This is a genomic window from Spiroplasma clarkii (assembly GCF_002795265.1).
GTDB lineage: Bacteria > Bacillota_I > Bacilli_A > Mycoplasmatales > Mycoplasmataceae > Spiroplasma_A > Spiroplasma_A clarkii.
Genome location: NZ_CP024870.1, coordinates 1,305,170 through 1,324,452, shown reverse-complemented (window position 1 = coordinate 1,324,452; position 19,283 = coordinate 1,305,170). Strand labels below are relative to the sequence as shown.

Annotated in this window: 18 protein-coding genes and 1 tRNA gene; 17 read left to right on the top strand and 2 right to left on the bottom strand. The window is 29.7% G+C overall.

The genetic code is table 4. The features are described from left to right. Positions 1 to 24: 24 nt before the first annotated feature. A complete protein-coding gene (locus SCLAR_RS06010) occupies positions 25 to 1,383 on the bottom strand; it encodes an FAD-dependent oxidoreductase (RefSeq protein ID WP_100255028.1) in 1,359 nt (452 codons plus the stop codon). A gap of 80 nt (positions 1,384 to 1,463) precedes the next feature. On the opposite strand from SCLAR_RS06010, the gene SCLAR_RS06005 reads away from it, so the two are divergent. The 6 genes from SCLAR_RS06005 (at position 1,464) to SCLAR_RS05980 (ending at position 6,533) form a co-directional block, all read left to right on the top strand. After that, positions 1,464 to 2,240: a hypothetical protein gene (locus tag SCLAR_RS06005; protein ID WP_100255027.1), complete on the top strand. Its 777-nt coding sequence runs from the start codon at positions 1,464 to 1,466 to the stop codon at positions 2,238 to 2,240. A gap of 80 nt (positions 2,241 to 2,320) precedes the next feature. Next, positions 2,321 to 3,061 carry a triose-phosphate isomerase gene (tpiA, locus tag SCLAR_RS06000; protein WP_100255026.1) on the top strand — a complete coding sequence of 247 codons (741 nt, stop codon included), beginning with the start codon at positions 2,321 to 2,323 and terminating at the stop codon, positions 3,059 to 3,061. Beyond that, complete coding sequence (locus SCLAR_RS05995; RefSeq protein WP_100255025.1) at positions 3,061 to 3,879, top strand: HAD hydrolase family protein; 819 nt, start codon at positions 3,061 to 3,063, stop codon at positions 3,877 to 3,879. Before tpiA ends, SCLAR_RS05995 begins: the two co-directional genes overlap by 1 nt. 3 nt (positions 3,880 to 3,882) lie before the next feature. Continuing rightward, on the top strand, positions 3,883 to 5,469 hold the full coding sequence (gene gpmI / locus SCLAR_RS05990) for a 2,3-bisphosphoglycerate-independent phosphoglycerate mutase (protein WP_100255024.1): 1,587 nt from the start codon (positions 3,883 to 3,885) through the stop codon (positions 5,467 to 5,469). Positions 5,470 to 5,740: 271 nt separating this feature from the next. Continuing rightward, positions 5,741 to 6,028, top strand: coding sequence for a hypothetical protein (locus tag SCLAR_RS05985; RefSeq protein ID WP_100255023.1), 288 nt, complete (start codon positions 5,741 to 5,743; stop codon positions 6,026 to 6,028). Between the two features lie 22 nt (positions 6,029 to 6,050). Continuing rightward, a complete protein-coding gene (locus SCLAR_RS05980) occupies positions 6,051 to 6,533 on the top strand; it encodes a hypothetical protein (RefSeq protein ID WP_100255022.1) in 483 nt (160 codons plus the stop codon). Between the two features lie 395 nt (positions 6,534 to 6,928). On the opposite strand, the gene SCLAR_RS05975 is transcribed toward SCLAR_RS05980, so the two are convergent. Continuing rightward, the gene (locus SCLAR_RS05975; protein WP_100255021.1) at positions 6,929 to 7,906 is read right to left on the bottom strand and encodes an NAD(P)/FAD-dependent oxidoreductase; all 978 of its coding nucleotides are present in this window, start codon (positions 7,904 to 7,906) and stop codon (positions 6,929 to 6,931) included. 65 nt (positions 7,907 to 7,971) lie between these two features. Between SCLAR_RS05975 and tsaE the strand changes: the two genes are divergently transcribed. The 11 genes from tsaE (at position 7,972) to lepA (ending at position 19,123) form a co-directional block, all read left to right on the top strand. Then, positions 7,972 to 8,382, top strand: coding sequence for a tRNA (adenosine(37)-N6)-threonylcarbamoyltransferase complex ATPase subunit type 1 TsaE (gene tsaE, locus SCLAR_RS05970; protein ID WP_100255020.1), 411 nt, complete (start codon positions 7,972 to 7,974; stop codon positions 8,380 to 8,382). A gap of 1 nt (position 8,383) precedes the next feature. Further along, complete coding sequence (gene tsaB / locus SCLAR_RS05965) at positions 8,384 to 8,950, top strand: tRNA (adenosine(37)-N6)-threonylcarbamoyltransferase complex dimerization subunit type 1 TsaB (RefSeq protein ID WP_100255019.1); 567 nt, start codon at positions 8,384 to 8,386, stop codon at positions 8,948 to 8,950. A 283-nt stretch (positions 8,951 to 9,233) separates the two neighbouring features. Continuing rightward, the gene (locus SCLAR_RS05960; RefSeq protein WP_100255018.1) at positions 9,234 to 11,777 is read left to right on the top strand and encodes a hypothetical protein; all 2,544 of its coding nucleotides are present in this window, start codon (positions 9,234 to 9,236) and stop codon (positions 11,775 to 11,777) included. Between the two features lie 150 nt (positions 11,778 to 11,927). Then, complete coding sequence (locus tag SCLAR_RS05955) at positions 11,928 to 12,521, top strand: hypothetical protein (protein WP_100255017.1); 594 nt, start codon at positions 11,928 to 11,930, stop codon at positions 12,519 to 12,521. A gap of 454 nt (positions 12,522 to 12,975) precedes the next feature. Beyond that, positions 12,976 to 13,488: a hypothetical protein gene (locus SCLAR_RS05950; RefSeq protein WP_100255016.1), complete on the top strand. Its 513-nt coding sequence runs from the start codon at positions 12,976 to 12,978 to the stop codon at positions 13,486 to 13,488. 272 nt (positions 13,489 to 13,760) lie between these two features. After that, positions 13,761 to 13,851, top strand: a tRNA-Ser gene (locus SCLAR_RS05945). Between the two features lie 100 nt (positions 13,852 to 13,951). Further along, positions 13,952 to 14,539 (top strand): acetyltransferase, encoded by a 588-nt coding sequence (locus tag SCLAR_RS05940; RefSeq protein WP_100255015.1) that lies wholly within the window; start codon positions 13,952 to 13,954, stop codon positions 14,537 to 14,539. 2 nt (positions 14,540 to 14,541) lie between these two features. Continuing rightward, positions 14,542 to 15,966, top strand: a complete 1,425-nt coding sequence (proS, locus tag SCLAR_RS05935) for a proline--tRNA ligase (RefSeq protein WP_100255014.1) — start codon at positions 14,542 to 14,544, stop codon at positions 15,964 to 15,966. Positions 15,967 to 16,004: 38 nt separating this feature from the next. Continuing rightward, positions 16,005 to 16,529 (top strand): nuclear transport factor 2 family protein, encoded by a 525-nt coding sequence (locus SCLAR_RS05930; RefSeq protein ID WP_100255013.1) that lies wholly within the window; start codon positions 16,005 to 16,007, stop codon positions 16,527 to 16,529. A 135-nt stretch (positions 16,530 to 16,664) separates the two neighbouring features. Then, positions 16,665 to 17,210 (top strand): DUF402 domain-containing protein, encoded by a 546-nt coding sequence (locus SCLAR_RS05925; protein ID WP_100255012.1) that lies wholly within the window; start codon positions 16,665 to 16,667, stop codon positions 17,208 to 17,210. A gap of 110 nt (positions 17,211 to 17,320) precedes the next feature. Continuing rightward, entirely contained in the window at positions 17,321 to 19,123 is a 1,803-nt protein-coding gene (lepA, locus tag SCLAR_RS05920) for a translation elongation factor 4 (RefSeq protein ID WP_100255011.1), read from the top strand. The last annotated feature ends 160 nt before the right edge of the window (positions 19,124 to 19,283 follow it).

Below are 19,283 nucleotides of genomic sequence, written 5' to 3'. Positions count from 1 at the left end.
ATTTAAATTCAACTTTTTTCCCGACTATTTTTTAAAGTAATTTAAACCTAAAACCTCTAATCCAGCAAGGGTAATGAAGTTATATGGTTTGTTAAAGTGCGGTAAGAAGAAAATATCAACTAAAGGTAATTCATCAATAGTTAATTCTTTTTGGATTGCAAGTGCAAACATATAAATTGTTTCTGTATGGTTATTTCTTGAAGCAACTTGTGCACCAATGATTTTACGGTCTTTTTTGTTTCAAACAATTTTAATTGTAACTGGTTCTTGAGTTGACATAAATTCTGGGCGATCTGCATCAGTTAAAGTTATTTCTTCAACATCTATGTTAAATCTTTTGGCATTAGCAACAGTAATTCCAACAGAAGCCATTTTTCAACCAAAAACTTCAATTCCATTAGCCCCAGTAAATCCTGGTGTTGTCAAGGCATTACCTTTAACAATGTTAACTGCAGCCATAATTCCAGTTCTAACAGCAGTTGTTGCTAAACCAATTGGCATATTTTGTTTCATACTTATGTTGTAAACTTCAGCACAGTCTCCAATTGCATAAATATCTGCATTACTTGATTGCATATATTGGTTTGTTTTAACAGCTCCACGTTCATCTAATTCAACCACACCTAATAATTGGCTTGTTTGAGGTTGTACTCCAACAGAAAAGACAACAAAATCTACATCAATTTCACCTTTATCTGTAACAATTTTTTCAACTTTACCATTTTTTCCAGTAAACTTGATTACTTTTTGATTTAAAGCTAAGTTAACTTTATTAGCTTTCATTTCTGTTTCAATATGACTTGTAAATTCTTCATCATAGTAAACTGGCATAATGCGATCTGCTACATCAATTAAAGTTACTTCTTTGCCAGCTTCAACAAAGGCGTCAACTAATTCAACCCCAATGTATCCAGCTCCAACAACAGCCACTTTTTTAAAATTTTTGTCTTCATTGGCAGCTTTAATAGCTTTTGCATGAGCATAATTTTTACAAATTTGAACACCTTCTAAATCAATTCCTTCAATTGGAGGGAAGATTGGTCATGTCCCTGTAGCAATGATTAATTTGTCATAATTATCATCAAATTCTTTTCCTGTTTTTAAATCTTTAACTTTAATAGTTTTTTTCTTTTCATCAATTGCAAGTCATTGGTGTTGCATTTTAACATCAATGCCTTCATTTTTTAAAATTTCAGGCGAAGCATAAAATAGACCATTTGGATCTTTTACTTCTCCTCTAACTCATAAAGCAATTCCACAACCCAAGAATGAGATTACATCATTCATATCATATGTAGTAATCTGCATTTTTGGATCTAATCTTTTTAAGGTACGCACTGCAGTAGTTCCTGCATGGTTGGTTCCAATAACAATTGTTTTCATTTTTTTATTTCTCCTTTGATACAACATTATTTTAATACTTTTCTTGGAGGATTTAACAAAATCTAGAAAAAAAATAAATTATGAAAAAAAATTTTTTTAATAGTAAAATAATAGTTAAGGGAGATGATTGGATGTTTTTGAGAAACCTTGAAGATCTTGGTTCTTACTTTAAAAGAACTGAATATTTAAAATATCTTGATGAAAATAACTTAAATCACAAGTCACGTTGGTATATTAAAAAAATTTCAAGATTAATTCAGGATAAAAAAGCATTAATTGTCTTTAAACATTGACTATTATGGCGATGAATTAACAAAAATTTTGAATTAACTGAAAAATTTAGTGCTCAGTTAAAGCACAATCTTAAGAAATTAAAAATAAGTGCTAATGCAAAAGAAGAAGCATTTCTGTTACAGTTAGAAGAATTGGTTTTCAATTCTTGAAGACCATTAAAAGAGTTACCAGTTAAATTTGAAATAGCAAAAAAAGAGCAAATTAACTTGATTCAGACCAATGTCATAGTTCACCGTTTGGTAATGGGTGAAAAAAACCTTAAACCAAAAATGATTGGCGACTTTGATATTTATTTTTCTAATAAAAAAATGTATTTAACCAATGAAAATCAGGAAATATTTAGTGTTTTAGCTTATGAAGATATTATTGAAGTTAAACAAGAAAGATATGGACTAATTATTAGCACCAAATATGAAAACTTCTTGTATCGAGGAAGAAATCGCTTATTGACTTACCTTTTATTACAAAGAATGGTACCAAGTTTACACTTAGATATTGCCAAACTTGATGATTTGTACCAGTATTTTGATTATTGAAACAAAATTATTAATAAAATTTATTAAGCAAATCATTTTTGCTTATTTTTTTATGTTAATTGTAATATAGTGTTAAAATTAAAATGAAATAAATAGGAGAAATAAAAATGAGAAAACAAATTATTGTGGGAAACTGAAAAATGTTTAAAACAAATGAACAAGGGGTTCAGTTTATTAAAAATGTTGAGGCAAAATTAAAGGCCAACCCAAATATGATTGTTGGAGTTGCAGCTCCAACTGTAATGTTAAGTGATTTAACAAAAGTTGCCAAAAATATTAAAATTGCAGCTCAAAATTGCTATTTTGAAAAAGAAGGGGCATTTACAGGGGAAACTTCAATTCCAATGTTACAAGCTATCAATGTTAACTATGTAGTTATTGGTCATTCTGAAAGAAGAGATATTTTTGGTGAATGTGACCAAATGATTAACTCTAAAGTAAAGGCTTTAGTTGCTGCTAATTTTACTCCAATTTTATGTTGTGGAGAAAGTTTAGAAATTTATGAAGCTAAAAAAACAATGGCTCATGTAGCAGAACAATTAACCCAAGATCTTGCAGGGGTAACTGCTGAACAAATGAGTCAAGTAGTAATTGCTTATGAACCAATTTGAGCAATTGGAACTGGAAAAGTAGCAACTCCAGAAATTGCCCAAGAAATTTGTCAAGGAATTCGTCAACACATTGCTAAATTATACAACCAAGCAGTTGCAAATGAAGTGTTAATCCAGTATGGGGGAAGTGTTAAACCAGAAAACATTAAAGATATTTTATCTCAGCCAGATATTGATGGAGCTTTAGTTGGGGGAGCTTCACTAATTGAAGATTCATACTTAGGCTTAGTTCAATAGTGGCAACGAAAATTAAGTTAATTGCTTTAGACATGGATGGAACTGCTTATGCATCTCTTGGAAACTATGTCGAAGAAAACATTGCCCCAATTAATGAAGCAATAGAAAATGATATCAAAGTAATTTTTGTGACAGGAAGACCTGTTCATGCTAAGTGAAACCGTTTTGAAATTTATAATTTTGATGAAAATGAAGCAATTGTTGCAGGGTTTAATGGTGCTTTAATTTATGACATCATGAATGAAAAGATTTTAGATGCAGTCACAATTCCAAAAGCCATTGTTGAGGCTGCTTTTCAAGCAATTTTTCAATACCCAGAAGCTGAGTTATGAGGATATGGTCAAGATTTTAAACGTTCATTTATCAACAAACCAATCTCAGCCTCAAAAGAATTAGTTCATGAATCTACTTTTTTTGATGGAGAGGTACTTGTTGTCAAGCCTGGTGATGAGTTAGATGATTGCTTTAAACTAATTATGTTCAGTGGTAACACAACTTTAGTACAAACTTTAAGAGATTTAGGCCTTGAAGTGGCTTGAAATCCAGAGACTTTTAGTGCTGAAATTAACTTAAAAGGTATCAATAAAGCACACGCTTTGGATTTTTTAGCAAATTATTATCAAATTGATGCAAGTGAAATGATGGCAATTGGAGATGCTGCCAATGATATTCCTATGCTAAAGTATGCAGGTCTATCAATTGCACCTGCTAATGCCATTGAAAAAGTTAAAAAACTAGTTGATGAGGTATCACCTCATACAAATGTTGAAGGTGCTGTTGCCAAAGCAATTTACAAACATGTATTGGAGGAGAAATAGAAAATGAAAGCAAAAAAACCAGTAGTATTAGCAATTTTAGATGGATGAGGTCTTGCTGAACCTAGTCAAGGTAATGCAGTAGACAGTGCACAAATGGAATTTGTGGAAAGTTTAAAAAAACAATACCCATGAGTAGCAGCACATGCCAGTGGTGAATGAGTTGGTTTACCTGATGGTCAAATGGGAAACTCAGAAGTTGGACATATCCATTTAGGAGCTGGAAGAATTAAGTATGAGTCATTATCACTAATTAATAAAGCTATCAAGGATAAATCTTTTGAAACTAACCCAATCATTAAACAAGCAATTGACAATGCTTTAAAAAACCAAAGTGCTTTTCATATTATGGGGTTGTTTTCAGATGGAGGAGTCCATTCCCACATGAACCATATGTTTGCAACATTTAAAAGTGCTGCAAAAGCAGGAGTAAAAGAAATTTATGTACATTTATTTACTGATGGTAGGGACACCAAACCAACTGTAGCCTTAAATTATTTAAGTGAATTAGAAGACTTATTTAAAGAATATAAAGTAGGTCAAGTTGGTTCAATTTCAGGAAGATTTTACTCAATGGATCGTGATAAAAGAATGGAAAGAACCACAGAAGCTTATAAATCACTTGTGGATCGTACTTGTGAAAATAGTTTTACAGATCCAAAAGCTTATATCCAAAGCCAATATGATCAAGGGAAAGATGATGAGGGAATTTTACCAGCTTTCAATCAAAGTGCTGCTAATGGTTATATCAAACCCAATGATTCAGTTGTGTTTGCAAACTTCAGACCAGATCGTGCCATTCAACTAGCATCAACCTTAACCAATAAAGATTATCAAGCTTGAAGCGATCCTGCCTTTAAAGGCCTAACTTTCTTAGGACAAAAAATTGTTTTTGTTTCAATGATGGAATATGCAGCAACAGTGGCTTCACCACTAGTTGCTTTTAAAGCTATTGAAGTTGTTAATGGTTTAGGAGAATGATTAAGTAAAAAAGGTTATAAACAATTAAGAATTGCAGAAACTGAAAAAATTGCTCATGTTACTTTCTTTTTTGATGGAGGAAAAGATTACTTCAAAAATGGTTTAGCAAAACCTGATGAAATTACTTTACCAAATGCAGCAATTAACTTAATTGCTTCACCAAAAGTAGCCACTTATGATTTAAAACCAGAAATGTCAGCAGTTGAAATTACAGATCAACTAGTTAAACAAATCAAAAGCAATGAATATGATGTCATAGTTTTAAACTATGCAAACTGTGACATGGTCGGGCACACAGGAATTTTACCAGCAACTATTACTGCAGTCAAAACTTTAGATGCTCAATTAAAAAGAGTGTATGAAGCCACTCAAGAAACTGGTGCAGTTATGATTATTACAGCTGATCATGGAAATGCAGAAGTTATGATTGATGCTGAAGGGGGACCAAATAAAAAACATACAAGCCAACCAGTACCAATTATTGTTACTGATAAAACTATCAAGCTAAGAAGTGTTGACGCTGCTATTGCTGATGTAGCTCCAACTATTTTAGAAATAATTGGGGAAAGTGTCCCTGAAGAAATGACCCAACCAAGCTTGATTGAAAAATAATGTTTGATTTTAAAACTTGAATTTTATTCAAGTTTTTTATTTTGAAGATTAGTGTTGGGGAAACCAATGTAGAATTTATGTGTTATTATATTTATAGGGAATAGTTTGATTTGAATAGTAATAAAAAGAATGAAATAATTTTAACAAATAAAACTAAAAATAAAGAATTTAGTTTTTTAGAAACTGTAATTTTAGTGTTCTTAAGTATGCTAATATTTGCATCAGCAATATAAGAAAATAATGAAAATGATTAAAGGTGCAGAAAAACTTTTTGAAAAAACTATATGTATTTTCAAAATCTAAAACTGTTGCAGACTTTGAAACATTAAATGATGAGGTAATAAACCTAATGGTGGATTATCAAAAGCTCTTAAATGATTTTAAAATAAGCAAATTTAGTATTGATGATAACTGCAATTTCAGCAGTTTTTGAAGGATTTTACTAGATCTAATTGAGAATATTATAATTGCTCAGTTAGCTTTTTTTGGTGGAGTTTACTCTGCATTAATTATCTGAAAAAATACACTAGATTCAGATTTATGAAAAATGAAAGTTTAGTTTATAGAAAGTGGTGATTACTATGCTTGATTGCTTTTCATGAAAATATTGAACAGAAAAAGAGATTGATAGAAAACTAGTTACTTGTGTTCCAATTAACAAGTTTTACTTTGTTATTTTTGATGCATTTTTTGGGTTAGCTGCATTAATTTCAGGTATATTACTCTTTATTTATGAAAAAGATTATAATGCCATTATTGTGCTGCCTGTTTTATCACTTTTATGTTTCATATTTATAACAGTAGTATCTGTTATGTTTGTTAACAATATGAAAATCCTAATTAAAAACTTGTCAAATAAAGTGAAACTTGAAAAAGGCAGAAAAATTGTAAAAATTTTTGCCTACATCCCACTGCTAAATGTCTTTGTAGTTTTGTTCTTCTACTTAACAGTAAAAGAGCAATTAGTAAAAGAAAAATATAGGTTTATACGTAAGAAATCAGTTATTAGTGTTCTTAGTTCTGATTCAATAGATGGTCCATGATGACCTGGGGATGATTGATAAACCAAATTAAAGATAAAAATCATCTTATATGTTGCTCAATTTAATATTTATGAAATTAAAAACTCATCAATGATAAAAAAATTCATTTTTCTATTAAAAATATAGTAAATTGGAAATTTTTTGATATAATAAAAATGTAAATAGGTTTAAACTTTTAAAGTAAGAAATCATTTACAATGTTTCAAATGCTACTTTCATATTTGTACGTCTATCAATTAAATAATAAATCTTCTTAGTAGTAACTAATTCACGCTGACTTCCCCCGTTCATATGTCAGCAAGTTTTTACACCTATAGTTAAAAATTGTGTTAATAAAATCTCCCCAAGTGTATATTTCTTGAAACTATTTATGAATGATATGAAAGTAACAAAAAAAAGAGGTCTGACCTCTTTTTTTATCACCCATTATTAAGTACTTTACGGTGGTGAACCACTTTTTCAATATTAATAATAGCATTCATAGCTTCAAAAATGCTTGAAAGAATATTGCGAGTTTTAGTAGGATGAGCACAGCAATCTCCAGCAGCATAAATGCCTGTAATATTTGATTCAAAAGTTTGATCTACAAGAATGCGACTTTGTTCATTCATTGCTAAATCCAAATTTTTATACTTTGTTTTGTTCATCTGTTGTCCATATTGAACTAAAATTATATCAGCTTCAAGTGTTAAAACTTGATCATCATTGGCAACTTGCAATTTCTCAATACAATCATTGCTAGTTTTTGTTATTTCTTGAAAAATATATGGAGCTAATAATTTAACACCTTGTTCTGCAGCCAATTGTAGATTTGCAGGTTTTGCTCTAAATTCATCGCGACGATGAATTACAGTCACTGACTTGGCATTGGTAACAATTTGATTTGCCCAATCAACTGCTGAGTCTCCACCTCCAAAAATCAAAACATTTTTTTTGTCAAATTCTTTTAAATCAGTTACAGTGTAAATGACATTGTCATAATCTTCATCAGTTAAACGAACTGGTGAATAAACTCCAATTCCATCAGCAAATAAAATTCTTTTAAATTCTTCAACTGACTTATCTGAAAATTTAACTTTAAATCAATTTTTTTGTCAATCAGCATCCTCTTTTGGAGTAATGATATCAATACTTTTTATAGTAGTGTTGTATTTTACAGCAATATCAGCATTTTGATTAATAGCAGCATACATATTATCCATAGCATCACTTGCTTTAATTTCTGGAATTGCTGGTAGATTTTTAATGATTTTTTCTGGATAGTTATTGCTAACTTGACCTCCATAACTGGGTTGTCCTTCAACAATAATCCCAGTTAAACCAAGATCTGCAGCCATTTTTCAAGCATAAAGTCCAGCAGGACCACAACCAATTATTAATAAATCTTTTGTCATTTCTTGTTTCACTCCCTTGCAAAAAATTATATCATATATATAGTTTTAAATAAGGAGAGAAGCCCATGATTATAAAAAATTTTGAGCAACTAGATGTTTTGGTAGATTCGATTAAACCCTGAGCTCAAAAAAATACATGTTTAATATTAAATGGGGAAATGGGAGCAGGTAAAACTACTTTTACTAAAAACCTACTAGCAGCACTTGGTGTTCAAGAAATGGTTAATTCCCCAACCTTTATTATTATGAATCAATACCAAATCCCTAATTTAAAAATAAATCATGTTGATGCTTATCGTTTAGCTGGTGGTGAAGAAAGTCAAATGTACTTAGAACAGTTTTTTGATGCATTTAGTGTAATTGAATGAGCACAAAACTTAGAGATTGATTTACAAAAGTATTTTAAAGTGATTGAAATAAGTATTAAAATACTTGGAGAAGATATTCGAGAGTTTCTGATTAAGGAGTTGAATTAAAATGAATTTATTTATTGATACCACAAATGGTTGTTTAGTACTAGTTTTAGAAAATAATAATCAAGTAATTGATACAAAAATTATCAAAGATTTAATTAAAATTAGTGATGTAAGTGTTGAAGAAGTTAAGACACTTTTAACAAAAAATCACTTAACAATTAAAGATATCCACAAACTTTATGTAACTTTGGGACCTGGAAGTTACACTGGAGTTCGAGTAGGGGTGAGTATTGTTAAGACTTTAAAAGCAATTGATGATTGCTTTGAAGTTTATACAATAAGTTCTTTACACTATCAGGCTGGATTAAAAAATGCAATTAGCTTGTTGGATGCTAAGGGTCAAAAGTATTATTTGGGAATTTATGAAAATGGTAAAAATATAATTTGTGATCAAGTTATTTTAGAAGAGTACATTGAGGATTTCACTGAACAATTTTCAACTTTTGAAATACTAAAAGATTATCAAGAACTTGATTTTGTTAATAACTATTTAGATTTAAAATCTGAATTTCAATTACAAACAAATATTAATGACATTGAACCAATTTATATTAAGTCATATGTCTAAAAACCAGACCCAAGTCTGATTTTTTTTATCTACAAATGTCATATTAATGTGTATCATTGCACTATTATTAATGTTATAATTAAGAATGATGGGTATTAATGAAATTAGATTTTAGTTATAAATTATATGAATGAGTAAGAGTAGTAAAAATATAACCAAGTTAAACTATGTGAGTATGCATCATCTGAATTAGACAATGATTTTTATTAATCAATCTAGTTTATTTTTAGCATCCAAAAAAAATTATATTTTTAGTTAAAGAAAGAAAACGGTGATGAAACATATGAAAAAAACTTTAAAATTTTTTGCGTCAACCACTTTAGTGGTTGCCCCAACTGCTGTAACTAGTTGTTCGGTAAAATACGTTCCAAAAAAAGTTGCTGTACCAACTAATGAAAATCCAGATCTTAGTTTACAACACTTTAAAGAATACAACAAATACTTAAATGGTTTTAATAAAGGAGCCAATAATTTGGCATTTAAAAATTATGACAACACTATGTACTTAGATCGAAGATTTAATGCTAGTCAATATGTGCCAACAGATGCCTTTTTACATGAATGTGACTTAGTTGAAGTATATCTTAGCAAAGAAAAAACTTTTGCTGCAGATATTAAATTTATTGAAGAAACTCCTGGAGTTTTTCGACTAGGAATGTCTGGTGATTGAAGTTCAACTCTGGGTAGGTACTTAAATCCAGATCCAAGAGGAGAACAAGAAAATCCCTATCAATCTTACATGAATGATGATGTTATTACATCTTTTAGAGAAACACCTGATGATTATGTGCTTGCTTTTACTGCAACAAATTATGGGCTTTTATTTCACCACATTGCTTCTGAAATAAATATTTCAAGAGTAGTAGTTAATGGGTTAAGATATAGTCCCTCAAGAGGAGCTTTGGTTTACCAAATGCCCACTGATGGAAATATAAAAGATGAAAGTTATAAATTCTTTTGAAAAAAACTTTACTTTATGTTGGATAATTTCATTGGTTCTAATAGTGATGTAAACTATCAGTTAAGACAGTCAATCCCAGTAATAATATTTAAGTCAAAAAAATTCAATATTATTATTGATACTGTTAAAATGTTCCTCTTCTTAGAAACTGCTAGAATTTCAGGTCATGATTTCCGCAACAGTAACCTAAATAATTTCTTAGAAATAATGGATCAAAATTATGCACTTACCAATCAAGTCAATGGGGTGAGTTCAGAAGGAGTTGGTGACTTAAACTTTGAATATGCTTTTCAAAAAGAAAACATCTTTATGAGTGACAAAGGACCAAGTCAATTTCATTGTGGTGAAGATTGTTTGATGATTACTTCAAACCTTGATGGTGAACAATTCTATTTTAAAAATTTCTTAGCAACCAGACCATTTTTCTTCTTAGAAAAACAGTTCACAACAACATTTGCTAACAAAAGAGCACTAGGATATGCAAATTCAAATATAGATGTTAGTGAAGATATGAAAATTTATTATTCACAAGACCTTTGAGACATGTTTGAAGTTCTTGGTGAAACTTATCAAAACAACACTTATACACTTAAAAAGAGATTGCCTGTTACTGCAAAAATTAATCCAATTGGAGTTACAAAACTGCTATACAAAAATGGTTACATGAGTTCTCCTGACAGTAGTTTTATAGATATGATAAAAAGTCATAGTGGTTTTAGAAATGCCAACCCTAGTTTTATAACAGGAGGGATTAGAAAAAATGCTTTATATGAAGACAATGCTCAAGGTAAAAACAATTACTCTGTAACTAACAGAGGTTCAGTTGAACTTATTGGTGATGTTGAAACAATTTTTTGAGCCCAATTAATTTTAGGCTTGAGTGATGGTTTTATTCCTTCACTAAACAATTATTATCGTTATCATAAAGATGATATTACAGTGAAAATTGCAGAGTTAACAAGTTATTATGCAGCTAATAGTGAAAGTTCTTATCAAAACTTTGTTCCTGCTTATCAAGCTTGCTGAGATATTTTATTAGAAGCAATCACTGTGGTTGCTCAAATTAACTTGACTTCATTTTTTGAAAAATGAGGTTTAGAAGTCCCAGCAAGTGTTAAAAATTTAGCAAAATCATTTGGGACAGATCAAGGTCAAAAATTATTTGGCATTATTTTAGATAAAGATTTATCAGGAATTTATGACAGTAAATTATGAGTTAAAAATATGCAAGCTGGTTTTGCTTTAAAAAATTCTGAAACACTTTTAAAACCATTTTCTGAATGGGGAGTTTTGTCTGGAAGTAATCTATTAATGAATCACATTATTGATAATGATGTCTCACCAAGAAATAAATCAACCCAAATAGTTTTAAAAAATGCCTTTGTTAATAGTAAACAAGCTGCAATTCATTATCTTTCAAGTTATGAATTGCAATCAAATTCAAATAGTAGTCAATTTGTTCCGAGTTACTTAAAAATTAGGGGTAATACAATTAATGGTAGTCATTTATGTAACTATAGTTTTCACCTTTGAGTTGACAAGAGAACAAAAAAAATTAAATTTAAAAGTTTTGATAATTGAATTGATGCAAGTGAGACAGATTTTGCAAAAATTTCTTTATTTGATGAAAGTCAAACTAAAGAAATCAACTCTAAATTAATTAGTAAAGAAACCATGACTTTGAATAGTAGTTTTGCTTGAAGTTTTAATTCAGGAAACTATTTAAAAATAGAATTTTTAAATAAAGATTTTAGTCTTGATACTGAAAATGGAGATGGAACTAAAATTTACAATCACAGCAAATGTGCTTTTGAATCTATTTATCCATATACAACTAATGGAATCTTTAGTGTTAAACTAGCATAAGATTATTTAAAAGTCTAACTTAAAACAGGATCTAAAACTCCTGTTTTTGTTTTTGTATTATTTTGAAATTAATTAAATTTGCAAATTTAAAAACCAGGATTTAATTGATAAAATAAAATAGTAAAGAAAAATAAAATGAGGAATGAAAATATGAAAAAACATTTAGAACAAATGAGTGAATCTCAACTTGAAAGAGCAATTCACCGAGAAGTTTATAGAATTAAACAAGCATTAAAAAATTCTGAAGTGGAGAAAAATGATCCAATTCGAGTGAAGTTTATAAAACCTGTGAACAGTGCTAATCTAGCATATAAAAAAGGAGAAATTATCAAGGCTGAAATGTTTGCAATAAAACAAAAGGCAATTGTGGAGATTTGAGAACAGTGAGAAGTTCTTGAATTAATTAAAAAAGAATACATAAAAAACTGAGCAGAATTTGCTGATGAAAATGCCCAAGAAAAGTTTGCTGAGGAGGGAACATCAGTTTTTGATTATGAAGAGGGTATAGATGTTTATTATGTAAAAGCCCTTATGCCTGGTGATGATGAATGAGATAGTAGGTGTTGGGATCGTTCAACTTGTGAGTTAAGAGGAGTCGACTTTGACGAATTTGCTACAGAGTTGGTAAAGGTATATGATGATGCATATGATAAAAAAATAGAAATGATAAAAAATGAATATTTTGGAGAGTTGTCAGAAGAGGAACTAGAAGAGTTGGAAGAATGAGAGAATGAGGAAGAATAGAAATTACTAGATTTTATTATTTGTAATATGAAGATATGCATATTGAAAAATTAACTAATTATTTTAGATACTAGTTTGTTAAGCATTATGAACAACTAAAAAAGTGATGAAAATTATTCTTTAAACAACTTCAATATTTTCAATAATAAAAATCATTGATTCAAACTTAAACAAACTTATTAGAACAAGAAATTATGAAGTTATCCTAGATTTAATAAGTTAATCAAAAAAATACTCAATCATTAGTTGAGTACTTTTTGTTTGACTTTAAATGAAACCAAGTAAAAGCAAAATAAGTTATGTATTTTTTTAAATATAATAAAAGATTTTTTTTAAAAAATTGTACAAATTTTGTTGTTTGCCGACGATTAATTGTAGAACAGAATTGAACTACTTGTTTATAAGATTTACAAATCAAACTATAAACAAACAATTTGAAAGGACATAATTGATTATGAGTTTAAAATTAAAAATAGGAGAGATATTCCTTATTATTGCTGATGCAGATATCAAAATGCAATTTGAAAAATTAATTGATAGGTTAGATGATATACTAGTAAAAGAGTACGAAAGACTTGAGAAAGTTTTGACCAGAAAGGAAAGAAAAATGTTTAAAAAAACTATTGATGCTACCAAAAGGGAGCTAAATGTCTTCAATTTTGATGACATACCAGCAAGCTGCAAGCCATTTGTTGATGAAGCAATAGAAAGAACCAAAAAAGAAATGGAAGAATTGATGTTTAAACAACTTCAATATTTTCAAAAACGTGAAGCTGAATTCGAAGCTCGTGAAGCAGAATTCAAAAAGCGTGAAGCAGAATTCAAAAGACGTGAAGCAGAATTCGAAGCTCGTGAGGCAGAGTTCAAAAGACGTGAAGAGGAATTTAGACAAAAAGAAATAATAATGAAGGCTGAAATAAATCAATTAAAACAAGAAGTTATGGAACTTAAAAGATTAATGAACTAACTTCTGTTTAAATACTCAATTATTAATTGGGTATTTTTTAATTGGTTTGAAATTAGGTTAAATTAAGATCTCGATGAAAATTTTAAAAAACTATGCATCTTCTATCTCTAGTTTATGTTTAACTGCAGAATCAAATTGAACTAGATGTCTATAAAATTAATAAACAAATTATAGGCTAGCAATTTGAAAAGACATAAGTATAAACAGATGATAGTGCATTTTTTTTATTTTTAATAAAATTACCTAAAATCTTTGATATAATTTTTAGGTATGGATTGATACTCAAGTTGGTGAAGAGGGCACCCTGCTAAGGTGTTAGGTCGGGCAACCGGCGCGAGAGTTCGAGTCTCTCTCAATCCGCCATTATAGAATTATAAATCAGGCAATGTTCTGATTTTTTCTTTTTTTTTACAAAAACATACTAAAAAAGTATAAAATAAATATGTTGCAAATGGAGGTATGTATGGCAAAACCAAGTAAAGAAACAGATTATAAAGAAAATAAACCTAAAAAAGGTTTATTTCAAAAACTTTTTAATTCAAAAGCAGGTCGTAATGAGGTTTTAAAAGTTTTAAAGCAAAAAAATATAAAGGACTTATACTTTTACACTGATATAAATAATGTGATGTTGATTTTAGAAAATGGCATTAGGCTAGTTAAAGATCAACGTTTAACAAAAGCAGAAGAATATACAGTGTGAACTTATTTAGAAAATAAAAATTCAATTGGTTTAGAAATGGATAACTCTGTTCGCGCACATTTTTGAAAATGAGTTAGTGAAGCAAAAATTAATGTTGAAATGATTTCAGTAATTGGAATTAATCCAGAAAAGTTAGATAAATTGACAAAACAAGATTGAGCCTATGATGCAAAAGATAATTTAGTTTACATCTATGAAACAATTCCTGTTGAAGCAATTAGTTTTATTATGGTTAAAGACAAGACTAACCTAAAAAGAATTCAAACCTATGTTGAAGCACAAGATATTGCAATTGATGTGTATTTTGGAGAAACAGGCAATATTAAAAATGTAACCAAAGGAGAAAAATAACTATGGCAAAAAAAATGGAAAAGATTACCTCAAGAGACACAGATTTCTCACAGTGATATACTGATGTTGTAAAGAACTCAGGTTTAATTGATTATGGTCCAGTTAAAGGAACAATGATATTTAAACCTTATGGTTATGCAATTTGAGAGAATATCCAAAAAATTTTAGATGCTGAATTTAAAAAATTAAATGTCTCTAATGTTTATTTTCCATTACTAATCCCTGCAAGTTTATTTAATCGTGAAAAAGAACATGTTGAAGGTTTTGCACCAGAATTAGCAACTGTAACTAAGGTTGGTGACAAAATTTTAGGTGAAGAACTATACATTAGACCAACAAGTGAGGTTTTAATTGTAGATCACTTTGCAAAAGAAGTAAAATCTTATCGAGATTTACCGTTAATTTATAATCAATGAACAAGTGTTATGCGTTGAGAAAAAACAACTCGTCCATTTTTGAGAAGTAGTGAATTTTTATGACAAGAAGGTCACACAATTCATGAAAGTGAGCAAGAAGCTAGAGCTATGACACTAAACATCTTAGAAGTTTATAAAAAATTTGCTAGTGAAGTGTTAATGCTTCCAGTAATTAGTGGTCGAAAGACTGAGAGAGAAAAATTTGCTGGAGCTAAAGAAACATACACAATTGAATCATTAATGTATGATGGGCAATCTCTTCAAGCTGGAACTAGTCACTATTTTGGTGATAACTTTTCTAAAGCATTTAATATTAAATTTCAAAATATGAATCAACAAGAAGAATATGGTTACACGACTAGTTGAGGTGTTTCAACACGTCTAATTGGAGCCATTATTATGACTCACTCAGATGATCAGGGCTTGGTTTTACCTGCCAAAATTGCACCAATTCAAGTTCAAATTATTAATATTAATGAGAGCACTGAAGTGCTTGAGGCAAGCCAGCAGTTGCAAGCAAAACTTGCAGATGACTTCCGAGTAGCAATTGATAAAAGCGATAAATCATTTGGTTTTAAAATTGCAGATGCAGAAATTAAGGGAATACCAATTCGTATTGAAATTGGACCAAGAGATTTAGAAAAACAGCAAGTGACAGTTTCGCGAAGAGATATTCGTAGTAAAACCCAAGTAAATATAAGTGAAGTAGAAAAATATGTTCATGAGCAAATCCAAGCCTATGATCAAAATATTTATCAACAAGCTTTGACCAATCGTCAACAAAGAACCTTTAGTGCCAACACAGTTGCTGAATATATGGCTCTTTTAGATAAAAAACAAGGGTTGGTTTTAGTACCATTTTGTGGTAGAATTACTTGTGAACAAGAGGTTAAAGAGAAAACCCAAACAAATTCAAGGTGTATACCTGATGATGTGGTTCAAGAGAAAGCTAAATGCTTTAATTGTCAACAAGAATCAAAATTAAAAGTTTATTTTGCCAGAGCTTACTAAGGCTCTGTGATTTTTTGTGTGATTACAGGAGGATAATAATGAAAAATAAAGAAGTAGTAGTAAAATTTTTTACTGCATTATCAAAAGGTGATTGAAAATTAATGAACAACCTTTATTCAAAAGATGTCGCATTTAGTGACACAGTATTTGGAGAATTAAACTATTCTCAAATTACAAATTTATGAGAAATGCTTCTAACTGAAAACCCAGACCTGAGTGCTAACTTTAAAATTGTTGAAGATGGAGAAGTTGTTAAAGTTCAATGAGTTATGGTTTCAAAATTTGGTCAAAAACACCGCAAAGTTATTTTGAACATTTTGTCTACTTTAGAAGTAAGTAAAGGAAAGATTATTAAACATAATGATCATTTTGACTTTAAAAAATGAGCCAAACAAGCACTAGGTATCATTGGTTGAATGCTTGGCAGCAAGCAAAGTTTTAAAAACCGCATCAAAGAAGAAGCATTTATTAAGTTAAATAGTTTTATTGATGCAAAACAATCAAGTCAATTGGGATCAGTTGCAAGTAAAACTAGTTCAACTAACACACAATTAGAAAAATAATATTTTCTTAAAATATCAATATTTTTTTGAGCATTTGCCTAGTTAAAATGCCATTTTTAAATTATAATTATAGTGTAGTTAGTTTAAATAACAACTTTTAGATGTAGCTATTGAACAGAAGATTGGAGTGGTTTAATGTCGGACATCAAACCAGGAGATAAGGTTATTGTTCATGCATATAAACACAAAGATAAACTTTACCGTTCATGAAGTAATGTAACGTTTTTAGAAGAAACTGATGAATATATCCTGTTAGTAAATGAAGATGTCTTAATTACTGAACTTGGAGGTCGTAAATGAAGAACTAATGAGCCAGCATTATGGTTCTTTGTCAAACAGGCTTGATACAATATCATATGTATGTTCAAAGAACAAGAGATTAACTATTATTGTAATTTAGCATCTCCCTTTGAGATTGTTAATAATGAAATCACTTATGTTGATTATGACTTAGATATTAAGGTCTTTAATGATAATAGTTTCAAAATTCTTGATCTGAAAGAATTTAACCGTAATCGTTTTTTATATAAGTATAGTCGTGAAATGGTTGAAACCATTTGAGAAAATGTTGATGTACTAAAACAAATGATTAAAGCTAGACACAATTTCTTTAATCATAATTATGCAAAGGAAAAATGACAAGATTACATTTTAAAAGTTAAGAGCAAGAAAAAGTATTAATAATTAATATTTTTTTTGACATTATGTAAATTTTTAAGATTAGTTATATACAATAGAAAGGCTTTCAAGTAAAATAATTCAAGCAATAAGTAAGTATAAAGGAGCAAATAATGGACAAAGCAAAAATTAGAAACTTTAGTATTATTGCTCATATTGATCATGGAAAATCAACATTAGCAGATAGAATTTTAGAGTTAACTGGAAGTGTTGGCAAACACCAAATGCAAGCGCAACTGTTAGATTCAATGGACATTGAAAGAGAACGAGGCATTACTATTAAGTTAAACTCAGTACAATTAAGATATACTGCCAAAGATAAGTCTGAATATATTTTTCATTTGATTGACACTCCTGGACATGTCGATTTCACTTATGAAGTTTCAAGAAGTTTGGCAGCTTGTGAAGGTGCTTTACTGGTAGTTGATGCCAGTCAAGGAATTGAAGCCCAAACTTTAGCAAACGTTTACTTGGCCTTAGACAACAATTTAGAAATTATCCCAATCATTAACAAAGTAGATTTACCAGCTGCTGAACCTGAACGAGTTAAAGCAGAAATTGAAAAGGTGATTGGGATTGATTGCAGTGATGCACCAATGATTAGTGCCAAAACTGGTTTGAATGTAATTGATGTTTTAGAAGCTATTGTAAATAAAATACCACCACCTCAGGTAGCTGATGATAATTTACCATTGCAAGCATTAATCTTTGACTCTTATTATGATAAGTATCGAGGAGTTATGGTTTCAATTAGGGTAATGCAAGGAACAGTTAAAGTAGGTCAACAAATTAAAATGATGCAATCAAAAGCAATTTATGAAGTTACTGAGGTCGGAGTAAAAACTCCTTTTGAGCTTAAAAAAACTAGCTTAGAAGCTGGAGAAGTTGGTTGACTGGCAGCTTCAATTAAAACTGTGCGTGATGTTCAGGTTGGAGATACAATCACCACAAAAGAAAATGGTGCTACTGAGCCACTGCCAGGTTATAAAAAATTAAACCCAATGGTGTATTGTGGGATTTATCCAGTTGATAATGCTAAGTATAAGGACTTAAAAGAAGCTTTAGAAAAAATTAGTTTAAGTGATGCAAGTTTGGTTTATGAACCAGAAAGTTCTCAATCATTGGGATTTGGTTTTCGTTGTGGTTTTTTAGGTTTACTACATATGGATGTAATTCAAGAACGTCTGGAAAGAGAATATGATCTAACATTGATTGCAACAGCACCATCAGTAATTTATAAAGTTAACTTAACAGATGGTAATACAATTCAAATTGACAATCCAGCCTTTTTACCTGAACCACAAAAAATTAGTAGTGTAGAAGAACCTTATGTTAAAGTTTCAATTATGACTCCAGATACTTATTTGGGTGATTTAATGGGTTTATGTCAAGATAAAAGAGGGAACTACATAAATATTGAGTATTTAGATGATACTCGAAGAAACTTAATCTATGAAATGCCTTTAAATGAAATTGTTTTTGATTTTTTTAATAAGTTAAAATCAATTTCAAAAGGTTATGCTTCATTTGATTATGAATTTGTGGGTTACAAAGCTGCCAAATTAGTAAAAATGGACATCCTTTTAAATAGTGATATTGTTGATGCATTGTCAACAATAGTTCATAAAGATTTTGCCTACCAAAGAGGAAAAGTTTTGGTTGAAAAACTTAAAGAAATTATCCCTCGTCAAAATTTTGAAGTACCAGTACAAGCAGCCATTGGGAGCAAAATTATTGCTCGTGAAACCATTAAGGCAATGCGTAAAAATGTGCTAGCAAAATGTTATGGGGGAGACATCTCACGTAAGAAAAAACTTTTAGAGAAACAAAAAGAAGGTAAAAAGCGAATGAAAGCAATTGGGTCAGTTGAAGTTCCCCAAGAAGCCTTCATTGCTGTACTAAAATTAGATGATTAAAACTTATTTGGTACAAATTTTTCTAAAACTATGGTTAAAAACCAGACATTAGTCTGGTTTTTTTGTTAATTAATTGAGAAATATAAGAAATTACCACTTAATGTTGACCTTTTTTTACAAAAAAATCCAAAATATAAAATGATTTTTAAAATCTAAAAAT